Annotated in this window: 10 protein-coding genes; 2 read left to right on the forward strand and 8 right to left on the reverse strand. The window is 39.4% G+C overall.

Annotated elements, in window-relative coordinates; translation table 11 throughout:
• Nucleotides 1-223 precede the first annotated feature (223 nt).
• Nucleotides 224-3244: an ATP-binding protein gene (locus QCD85_RS15390; RefSeq protein ID WP_301263153.1), complete on the reverse strand. Its 3021-nt coding sequence runs from the start codon at nucleotides 3242-3244 to the stop codon at nucleotides 224-226.
• Entirely contained in the window at nucleotides 3244-3633 is a 390-nt protein-coding gene (locus QCD85_RS15395; RefSeq protein ID WP_273614630.1) for a response regulator transcription factor, read from the reverse strand. The genes QCD85_RS15390 and QCD85_RS15395 overlap by 1 nt, the downstream gene beginning before the upstream one ends.
• Before the next feature lie 270 nt (nucleotides 3634-3903).
• Between QCD85_RS15395 and QCD85_RS15400 the strand changes: the two genes are divergently transcribed.
• A complete protein-coding gene (locus tag QCD85_RS15400) occupies nucleotides 3904-4404 on the forward strand; it encodes a CcdC family protein (protein ID WP_273614629.1) in 501 nt (166 codons plus the stop codon).
• A 107-nt stretch (nucleotides 4405-4511) separates the two neighbouring features.
• On the opposite strand, the gene QCD85_RS15405 is transcribed toward QCD85_RS15400, so the two are convergent.
• Complete coding sequence (locus QCD85_RS15405; protein WP_273614628.1) at nucleotides 4512-5525, reverse strand: NADP-dependent oxidoreductase; 1014 nt, start codon at nucleotides 5523-5525, stop codon at nucleotides 4512-4514.
• A 267-nt stretch (nucleotides 5526-5792) separates the two neighbouring features.
• Between QCD85_RS15405 and QCD85_RS15410 the strand changes: the two genes are divergently transcribed.
• A complete protein-coding gene (locus QCD85_RS15410; protein ID WP_274171140.1) occupies nucleotides 5793-6773 on the forward strand; it encodes an L-lactate dehydrogenase in 981 nt (326 codons plus the stop codon).
• Between the two features lie 157 nt (nucleotides 6774-6930).
• Here the strand turns inward: QCD85_RS15410 and QCD85_RS15415 are convergent, their stop codons facing one another.
• The 5 genes from QCD85_RS15415 to QCD85_RS15435 all read right to left on the reverse strand — a co-directional run bounded on the left by QCD85_RS15415 (nucleotide 6931) and on the right by QCD85_RS15435 (nucleotide 10946).
• A complete protein-coding gene (locus QCD85_RS15415; protein ID WP_301263154.1) occupies nucleotides 6931-7695 on the reverse strand; it encodes an alpha/beta hydrolase in 765 nt (254 codons plus the stop codon).
• Between the two features lie 554 nt (nucleotides 7696-8249).
• Nucleotides 8250-8717, reverse strand: coding sequence for a universal stress protein (locus QCD85_RS15420; RefSeq protein ID WP_301263155.1), 468 nt, complete (start codon nucleotides 8715-8717; stop codon nucleotides 8250-8252).
• A gap of 52 nt (nucleotides 8718-8769) precedes the next feature.
• Entirely contained in the window at nucleotides 8770-9984 is a 1215-nt protein-coding gene (locus tag QCD85_RS15425) for an MFS transporter (protein WP_301263156.1), read from the reverse strand.
• Between the two features lie 26 nt (nucleotides 9985-10010).
• Nucleotides 10011-10430 carry a MerR family transcriptional regulator gene (locus QCD85_RS15430; protein ID WP_301263157.1) on the reverse strand — a complete coding sequence of 140 codons (420 nt, stop codon included), beginning with the start codon at nucleotides 10428-10430 and terminating at the stop codon, nucleotides 10011-10013.
• Nucleotides 10431-10817: 387 nt separating this feature from the next.
• Nucleotides 10818-10946, reverse strand: a complete 129-nt coding sequence (locus QCD85_RS15435) for a hypothetical protein (protein ID WP_274171147.1) — start codon at nucleotides 10944-10946, stop codon at nucleotides 10818-10820.
• Nucleotides 10947-11261 lie beyond the last annotated feature (315 nt).

Consider the following 11261-nt stretch of genomic DNA (forward strand, 5'->3'; position numbering starts at 1 on the left):
ATTTCAAGGTTATATCGCTAAATAAATTTAAATCATGATGCATTTAAGCGAAATAAATCGGTTGTTATATGTAGTATTGCGATAATATCATATAAAATGAATAGAGTAAATCATAACTATAAATAGCTCATAACAAAAACACCTTCATACTTCAGTCGCTGTAGATCTACTTCATCATGTTCAGTCGACGTTACAAGCAGAAGGTGTTTGTATCATTTACAGATTACTCTTGAGGCGGGGTATCTTCTTTAATCCAATCCACTTGAATAAAATCTTCATTAAGCTGTAATTCAGCTTCTCCAAGTCCATTTTTTTGCAAAGTTGTTTTAACAGTATCTTCATTTTGCATCGCTACAACCAATCCTGTACTTTTCGTATCACTATGGATTAAGTTCATCCCTAACTCTAACAACCGTTCTACACTAAATGGCTTTTGTAAATAGCGCTCATTGGATGTCTCGGCATAATTGTCCGGTTGATCTAGTGCTGACGAGATAATCACAGGCACATGACGATACGCTTTGTCATTTTTGAGCGCTTGAATAAAGTCCCATCCATTTTGCGAACCATGTAGCTGTACATCGACCAGACACAATAACGGCGGTTGCTGACTATACTCTAGAGCAAGCAATGCTTCTTCTGCGGTATCCATACGCAAAATTTCGTAATTTTGTTCTTCAAACGTAGCCCCAATCAGACGAGCTAAATTTTCATCGTCTTCCAGTACCACAATTTTGTCATCCAGCGCACGCAGATGGAATTTGGGCAATTTAATATAGAATGTACTACCTTGACCTAATATAGAATCGAAATACACTTCTCCGCCTAAGTCTTCTACGATTTCTTTGACAATCGCAAGCCCTAAGCCTGTGCCACCAATCTGACGACGATCTGAATTGTCTACACGATAAAATTTACCAAACATATGAGGCTTGGATTCTTCCGGTATACCCAGACCATAATCTTGTACTGCCGCAATCCAGTGCGTATCTCCATCCACTAAGCGAACATCGACACGTTCTTGCCCCGGTGAATACTTAATCGCATTACTAATCAAATTATGCATAACCTGTGTAATCCGATCACTATCTGCGCGTACCAGACATACTCCTTCAGGTACATCAATTCCAATCGTATATCCTTGTTTGTTATCCCATTGTTTGGCTACACTTTGTACAATCGGATTCAGATCAAATGGAACCAGTGTGTAATTTTGCTTGCCGGATTCCATCCGTTGGAGATCTAGAAAATCACTGATTAGATTGGATAAGCGATTAGCTTCTCCATGAATTGTTTCCATATATTTTTTCGCTTTTTCCGGTTTGACTTCACGATGAAGCAATATCTCCACAAATCCTAAAATACTAGCTAGCGGAGTCCGTAGTTCATGCGAGACAATACTTACAAATTCATTTTTCAATTGATCCGCTTGTTCTTCTTCGGTACGGTCGCGGAATACAAATAGATGATAATTTTCTAAATTCATACCTTTGATCATATTCATATACATTTCCATATAATAAATAGATCCGTCACGTCCTTGGAGAGAGAACTGCGTTTTCCACTCTTTGCTTTCTTCGGTCAGCAACTGCTGAATCTGCTCGCTCAACATTGTGTGTTCTACTGTATGATGATCCAGATATTCTGTGAGTGAGGTAATATTAGCTCCTGTGATCAGTTCTGGATTCACACAACTTACCTGTTGATTGCAAAATGAAATCGTCCCTTGTGGATCGCAAAGTACCAAGCCTTCATGCAGAGAATCGATAATTTGCTGAATCGTATCCCGTTGTTGCTTGAGCATCCGTTTTTCCAGTTCCAATTCTACATTGAGTTCTTCCAGACGAACACTTTGCTTGCGACGCTCTTCACTTGCAAGTTGCGCTTGATATGCCAGACCAAATTGTCCGATTAATCCTTCTGTCATCAATTTATCTTTGATATGCACCATCAGACTACCGTACGTTGTAAATAGGACAAACCCAAGCACATTCATTTCTTCATTAAAAATAGGATAATAATGATCGTCTGCACGTTCATATCCTTGATGAACTCCTTTTTCTTCGGTGCTGAGAGTACGACTACGCACAATAGGAGACTTTTCTTCTAATACTTGTAATGCGGGCCCAAATAAATGATCAATAGCTTCTCCATGTATCGTATGTGGCCATCCAATCGAATACATCATACGTGACGAAGCAGGGTTGCCAATCTCATCTTGAATAACAAGCATTAGAGCATCATGACGTGTCGCTTGCATCAACGCACGCAGACTGCTTTCTAAAAAGTCATTCATCTGCGCAAAACCGGTTAGCTTTTCTTGATACGAATTGATCCATTGTAACTGTGTCTCACGCTCGGTCAACCGTTCTAAGATCGTTTCCTGCTCTTGTTGTTGCATCATAATTTCTTCATTCTGAGCTTCCAACTCGTCGTGTTGTTCTCCCATTTGACGCAGACTTTCTTCCAGTTCTTGATGGCGTTCTTTCAACTGATCACTCATATGATTAATACCAGCAACAAGCCCACCGATCTCGTCCTGCGAAAAGGTATTTTCTAAATGAATATATTCCCCTTTACTTATCCGCTCTACTGCTTGCTCCATCTGGGCGATCGGATGAATAATCGATTTGCGTAAATAACGAATCAATATAACAGCAGTTCCCAATCCTAACAAAATCAACACCAACGGTACAAACAGGATCAAAGAATTGATACGTTTACTTTTGGCAATCAGATCGTTCACTTCTTGGCGTTCAATCTGCATTAACCGATCTAATTCGCTATTGACCGATTGCACCAAAGAAGTAGTGATCGTCTGTGAAATACGATTGATTTCAGTTTGATTATTTTGCTGTTTGAGTGCTTGCATCACTGGAAAATAGCTAAAATATTCTGTGCTTTTGCGTGATAATTCATCCAGACGTGAATCTTCGGTCTGAGCTTTTTTAAATGTATCCAAACGCTTTACAAATTCATCGCGACTTGTCTCGGCTTCCAATAAAAATTCATTGCGATCATAAGCCAGATATGCCCGAAAATCAGAAACTGCTGTACGGTAATCTTCATCCATATCTTGAATCTGATTTTGCTGATTAAGATGTGTATTAATATCATTAGTAATATCTGCAGTCTGTTGTTTAAAAAACCACTCGACCGCAAAAATGATAATACCAAACACCAAAAAAAGAACAATCGTCCATAAAGCGACCCGGCGTGCCAGACCCCCGCGGGCTGGATTCATTATTCATCGCCTCCACTGGCTGACAGTAATTCTTCGGCTGCATCCATCAATTGTAGCGGGCTAAATGGCTTGGACATATATAGAGATACTCCTGCTTGCTCTGCACGAATCCGATCTTTCTCCTGTGCTTTGGCTGTCAGTAAAATAACAGGCTTTTTCGCATTGACTCCGCCACTTTGACGTAACCATTCGCAGACTTCAATCCCTGTAGCTTCAGGCATCATATAATCCAAAATAACAAGGTCAAAAGGGTGACTGGATAGCTTGTCTTGAGCTTGCTTACCATCTTCTGCTTCGATCACATTGTACCCTTCATCTTCCAACGTTTCTTGTAGCAAAAATCGTAAAGCTGGTTCATCTTCTGCGATTAAAATTTGATATGTTGTCATTTCACTGTATTCCCCTTTGGTGTAACAGATTATCGAACATGATACAGATCTGCCGAGCGAGTATACTTTGATTTATCTTCTTTACATTTTACTATATTTTACTATTTCGACAAAACAGCTTTTTATTGTTGTAGGTCTTTCACACTATAAGTAAAATTTTAACAAAATAGACCACTTTACAGACTTTGATAACAACGATCACGACTGGTAATATGATATAATGAAAGCGTAATTCCATTTTAATTGCAGAAGAGGGGTTTGACCTTTATTATGCTACAATTTAGTCCCTCATTTTTACAGATCGGATCAACTGTAGGTCTGTTAGTGATTGCGATAACCGCTATTCTGGTACGTTCTCGTACTAATCACAGACCGGTCAATGCCAAAAAAATTCTGATCCCGCCTATGGGAATGAGTACTGGTTTTTTTATGTTTGTTGTGGCTGATTTTCGGGTGTCCTGGATATGGGCTTTAGGCGCTTTTTTAGCCGGATGGTTTATTTTTTCGTATCCGTTAATTCGCGGTACCAAGTTTGAACGATCTGGTACAGATATCGTTGTGCAACGCTCCAAAAGTTTTCTGTTTATTTTAATTGGTCTATTAATGATCCGTTTACTGTTACACCGATTTATCGAGCAGTATATTTCGATTCCACAAACAGCAGGTGTGTTTTTTATTCTGGCTTTTGGCACACTACTACATTGGAGAATATCGATGTACCGTCAATATCGCAAAATGACGTCAGATTCTGCTATTCCGTTGTCTAAATAATCTATATCAACACATAAAAAACCGACTTCTACAAAATAGAAGCCGGTTTTTTGATATATTTATATACTGTTTTGCAGATTGTATTATTTTATAGCTGATCTAGCCTATTAATCAGTCACTTTGACCAATTGTTTACCTAGATTTTCACCGCTAAATAATCCGATAAAGGCTTGCGGTGTATTTTCAAAACCTTCTATTACATTTTCGCGATATTTCAGCTTGCCTTCTTTAACCCAGCTACCCATTTCTTTCAATCCTTCGGCTGCATCAGCTGCATAATCACCAACTAAGAATCCTTTAAGCAATACTGTCCGTTTGAGCAAAGTAGGCTGGATACGTGGGCCGATATCTGGTTTCTCATTGTTATATAGAGAAATCTGTCCGCATAATGGAATACGTGCATTGGTATTAAGTAGATCAATAACAGCATCCGAGATTTCGCCACCGACATTATCAAAATAAATATCAACACCATCCGGGCAAGCTTCTTCCAATGCTTCACGCACAGGCTTTTCGTCTTTATAGTTAATCACAGCATCAAATCCAAGTTCATCTAATAGATAGCGGTTTTTCTCCTCTGAACCTGAGATACCTACTACACGACAACCTTTGATTTTACCAATCTGTCCTACTAACATCCCTACAGCACCACCTGCACCGGAGACAACTAGCGTCTCGCCTGGTTGTGGATTACCGATACGAAGTGTACCAAAGTAAGCAGTAAGTCCAGGCATACCTAGTACACCGACAGCTGTAGAGATTGGAGCCAGTTCTGGATCGACTTTGCGACAAGTGTCTGCATCGACAACAGCATATCGCTGCCATCCCCATCCACCGACTACAATATCGCCTTCTTGATAACGAGAATCGTTACTTTGCAACACTTTACCGATAGAACCGCCACTAACAGGTTCATTTAGAGCATAAGAAGCAGCATAAGACTTCGCTTCACTCATTCGTCCTCTCATATAAGGATCAACTGATATATATAAAGTCTGAATTTGCAATTGACCTTCTTTAGCGTCCTCTAGTGGTTGCTGATCGATCGTAAAGTTTTCTGCAGTTGGCACACCTTTTGGACGACTTGCCAGTAGAATGCGTTCATTTTGAATAGTAGACATTATTTATTCCTCCTTGTTTTGCTTACTATTTGTTATTACCCTTAAACGACTATTGTATCGCGTATTCACACTTTTATCACATTCTGTTCATTTCAAATAAATATTAAGTTAAGTTTCATGACACATCTGTTAATAATAAGCAAAATAAAGTACTATTATAAGTGATCATGAATAGTTAATTGACATTGAAATGCACTTTAGTTGTATTTTATTAAATATAGATCAGCCAATATTACATTGTATATGAAAAGAAGCAGGAGGTTAGCTATGCGTAGAAAATCAAGAAAAGTGGCTATCGTAGGTGCTGGAATGGTAGGAGCAGGTTGTGCGTATTCGATGATTAATCAATCTATCGGTGATGAGATTATGATGATCGGACGTACTCATGAACGTGCAGTAGCCCAAGCATTGGATTTGTCACATTGTATGGAATTCACCTCTCATCGTACCAAAGTCTATGCAGGTACATTGCAAGATTGTGGAGATATGGATATTGTGATTATTACTGCTGGAGCTAATCCGATACCCGGGCAAAACAACCGGATGAATATTTTGCATGAGACTGCCGCAATTGCTCGTGAGATTACGGAACCTATCGTTGCGAGTGGATTTAACGGTGTATTTATTGTCGCGGCTAATCCTGTAGATGTGATTACTCATCTAGTATGGCAAATTTCAGGCTTTCCACGTGAACGTGTGATCGGAACAGGTACATCGATCGATTCTTCTCGCCTCAAAACGCTACTTTCTGATGTGTTTTCGATCGATCCACGCAGTGTACATGGATATGCACTTGGAGAACATGGAGAATCTCAATTTGTCGCATGGTCACATGTTACGATTGGCGGTAAGCCGCTATTGCATATTTTAGATCAACATACCGCTCGTTTTCCAGATCTGAATCTGGATGATATTGCTCGCAAAACCAAAGATGCAGGCTGGGAGATTTTTACCCGCAAAGGCAATACACAATTCGGTATCGGTAATGCGCTTGCGTATATCGCCCGTTCGATTCTTAATGATGAACAACGGATTATTGCTGTTTCTTCTATATTAGAAGGAGAATACGGACAATATGATGTCTGTGCAGGTGTCCCTGCTATTATCGGCGGTGAAGGTATCAAAGAAATTATCGAGCTTCAACTGACTGCGGAAGAGCAGACCAAATTCGAATACTCTTGTCAGCAGATTCGTAATGGTATTGAAGCTGTTCTACCAGTGATCATTCCTAATAGCGATGTTGTATAAATGTCGTCTAAGTCATAACAAACTAATCTGCTCACTCTAAATCGTTATCAACTACCCATATCAAAAAAAGAGCTATACTTCTGAATAATCAGATCGTATAGTTCTTTTTCTTGTATTAAATATTCATTTATACAGCTATATTACATATTCTTTCTTCTTACTCTCCCGAACTTGACGCTGCATCCCACTCTAGACTTTCCAGAAATCGATATACATCTTCAAATACCAGATCATGTTGCTTGTCCATCGTCAGAATATGACCGGATTGGTCATACCATTTCAGCTCCTTGATCGGCATAGTCAGATCTTCATAAATAATCCGGGCACTCTCTAGATAAAGGTCTTCATCAAGCTCACCCTGCATAATCATGGTCGGTGCAGAGATACGCTTCACCTGACTAGCGGTAGAGGATATTAGTTTACGTAATTGATCCAGACTGTGCAGAGGTTCTTCAGCTAGCTCTATCAGTTCCTGCTCAATCTGTGGCTCTTCTTTGCCTTCGATAGACTTGAACCAGCGAGCATATTCCAGTACCCGTCTAAGGATATCTTCATTGTCTTTTTCACGTATAGGTGCACACATCGAGACGATAGCTTTGGCGGGAAACAGAGTACCCAGTCGCAGGGAGAATACACCTCCCAGTGATACACCAACTACAGCGATCTCTTCATACCCTTCCTGCTCCAGATATTCATAACCGTCTACAGCACTTTTCCACCATTCCGAAGGTTTGGTGTGTAGCAGTTCTTCTGGAGTACTGCCGTGCCCTTTATACAGCGGGCCATGACAGGTATACCCTCTATCATTCAGGAAACGTCCCAGTTTGCGGACATGCAGTGTATTGCCAGTATATCCATGTAGCAGTAGAGCAGCCCTTGCTCCTCCGCGATATGTAAATGACTGAGGGGGAACCAGTTTCATCCGATCATCTCTCCAATTCTATTTTCTCTATATTATAAACAGAATGACTGCTCTAAAAGCAGAACCAGAAGTAAGAATACCATATTTACTATCAGTAGCCTAATCCGCAGTATACAGATCAGAAGCCCTCGTAAATGTTAGTTATGCTACTTCTGGAGAGAGATTGCTGTCTTATTCTGTTACTGCGATATCATCGGAATAAGTCACTATATAGTCTGCTCCATCCAATGCTGATGCAGGAACAAGAAGATCGGCTACAACGTTTTGTAAGCAAATTTAAGCGGACTACAAGCAGGTTCTTATTTCCCATCTTCTACTCGGCCACAAGATAAGTAATACAGCAGATCGTTAATAAAATAGTATTGAAGCTATTCTACCTGTGATCATTGCTAAAAATGATACTGGCTAAGATGTTGCCTAATTTATAACCAATCTATCTGCTTACTCCATATCGTTATCCATTCCACATGCCAAAAAAGAGCTATACTTCTGAATAATCAGATCGTATAGCTCTTTTGCTTGTATTACCTATTTATTTATTTGTATTCTGTTTGTTATTTTACGGTCAATACCGGACAGTTCGCATGCTGGATCACTTTGTGACTGACACTACCGAGAAATAGTTCAGACATTTTACTCATTCCTCTAGTTCCCATCACGATTAGATCGTAATTTTGGCTATTCGCTAAGTCGCAAATAATCGTCGCTGGATCACCTGTCTGGTAATTAATATCATACTGAATACCTGTAGGATCAAGTACCTGACGATAAGGTTCTGTCATTTCATGCCCTTCTTCATTTAACTTGGCATCGACATCAATACCTAATGGTGGTTCAGCAACCATCATCACTGGATTGACATGAACTGCTGTAAGAGATGGCTTATTAGATAAAGCTTGAATCAATTCGATCGCTTTTTGCAACGCTCGATCTGCGTGTTCTGATCCGTCTACAGCCACTAATATTTTACGAAATAAGGAACCAGTCGGCATCTGTTCTTGTGATTGAATATTGGTCATCATTATCCTCTTCCTTCTATTATATAGAATCAAACATTAGATGTAGAACCTAAGATTAGTGAGCATGAGATACATCAATATCACGTAAGTGACGACGACGTACAATCAATACCAATACACCGATAAATACCATTAATGCACCAAAGTAAAATGGCATCTGTGCATTGTACCATTCAGATAATTTACCTGCTAACCACGGAGAAGCCGCACCACCTAAGAAACGAACAAAGCTATATGAAGCCGAAGCAACCGAACGTTCTACAGGAGCGGATTCCATAACAGCCGTTGTAATCAACGTATTGTTAATTCCTAAGAAAATACCTGCGATAATAACAGCCACAATAACAGTTGTTGGTGAACCCATAAATGTACCGATACCCATTGCCAACAAATCCAGTGTAAATAGGGTTAACATTACACCCATCGAAGCAGCTAAGTTAAAGCGACTTTGCAATTTAGGTGCTACAAATACAGAAGTAAAAGCAAGCAAGATTCCCCATCCAAAGAATACATAACCAAGTCCATGTTCATCCAAGCCCATAACATAAGGAGAATAAGCCATTAATGTAAAGAAACCAAAGTTATATAAGAAAGCGACAATCGCTAATGTTTTGAGTGCTGGATAGCTAAGTGCTTTGAACGGATCAGCGAGTGAACTGCGTTTAGCTGGTTTTGGAATTTTTGGTAAAACGAATAAGATAAATAAGAAACCAATAACCATCAATACACTAACACCGAAGAAAGGACCTCTCCAAGAGATCGAACCCAATTCTCCACCAAGCAAAGGACCGACTGAAATACCTAGTCCAAGTGCTGCTTCATACAAAATAATCGCTTTGGCTGTACCTGATGTCGATAAGCCAACAATTGCCGATAACGCTGTTGCAATAAATAGCGCATTACCTAATCCCCATCCACCGCGGAAACCAACGATTTGAGCAATCGTATCAGATGCTCCACCTAATGCTGAGAATGCAATAATTAGCAAAATACCACTTAATAATGTCCATTTAACCCCGATCCGACTGGATACAAAACCTGTGATTAACATCGCAAGACCGGTAACCAGATTATAACTGGTGAATAGTAACGATACCTGACTTTTACTTGCATGTAATTGATTAGCGATTGCTGGCAAAATAGGGTCAACTAAACCCAGACCCATAAATGAGATCACACAAGCAAAAGCAACAGCCCAGACTGCTTTAGGTTGAGAAAACAACCCGCCACGTTCAGGCAGTTCTTTTAAAGTTGATGTTTTGGTACTCATATTGATGTATTCCTCCTTGGAAACCGTTAATTTAATTTAGCTAATCCTTCTTGAATCCGTTGACGCAATAATTCTGCATCGGCTTTGAACGCATAGATACGGTTTAACTTCTCATCCACCATATGTAGCTGTTGATCTAACGTCTTATTCATTTCGATCAATTGCTGACGACGTTCTTCTTCATCCGTAGTGTTGCGGTATTGCTCGCGCTGATCATTGAGCATCTCGGTTACTTTGACATAATGCTGTAATTCTTGAAGCGAGAAGCCTAGCACATCGCGAGCATTGATAATTTTTTTGAGCCGATCAATATCTGTCTGACTGTATAACCTTGTTCCACCCTCACTACGCTGAGGAGAAACAAGCCCAATCTCTTCATAATAGCGCAGTGTACGCTTCGTTAAGTTGCAGGCAGTAGCGACTTCATCAATCTTGTAGAGAGTCATCTGTCATCCCTCACTTTGTTTGTACTCATATATCTTTTATATAAAAATAATTACATATAAGTTATGTAACTATAATACTACTATCTCACGTTAACGTCAATGTTATATACCAAATTTATATGTATTTTTTGTTATATATTTTAAAAAAGGAAATCTGTTAGCTAATCTTTATTACGTATCTTATTTTCAAAATTCATTATTATTCAAATTTGTGGATATATTAGATTATTTCGTTTCATTTCAGTATCCTTTTGTGTATACTAGGAATATAAAGAAAGCCTACAGTGGTGGTACACTGTAGGCTGGATCGACAAAACAGGTAGTAAGCAAGACGATGCTACACTGTCAAACAGTATAAGAAAAACCGCCGAATAAGACTTCTACCTCTTAGTCCCGGCGGTTTTTCTTGTGTTTTGCTTTCTTCCAGATTCCGATAACTTTATTTAATCCAACCATTAAGCTGGTTAACTTGATACCTACATCTAAAAGAATAAGCAATACCTCCAAGTATGACATGGCTTCACCCCCTTTCGGGTTGCATCGCCATATCATTTACCACCGGTACTTTGTCTTTCCTATGATATTGTAGCATATGTAGCACATTAAAATAACTTAAATACGTATAATTAATTTTGGAGATTGAAATATAAAAAAGCGACTCTATAATATAGAGTCGCGGTTTTTTTTACAAGCCCAAGATTATTTTTTTTTTTATAAAGCGTGTGCGGCAAATTAGTTTCGTAGAGCTGGAACAACATTAACTGTTAACTGTGTCTTATAAACATCTACGAGCCCCCGAGACTAAGGAGTGAAGAGCGGGTGTCGGGGGTT

The sequence above is a fragment of the Paenibacillus sp. PsM32 genome (assembly GCF_030433815.1).
In the GTDB taxonomy this organism is placed as follows: Bacteria; Bacillota; Bacilli; order Paenibacillales; family Paenibacillaceae; genus Saccharibacillus; species Saccharibacillus kyungheensis.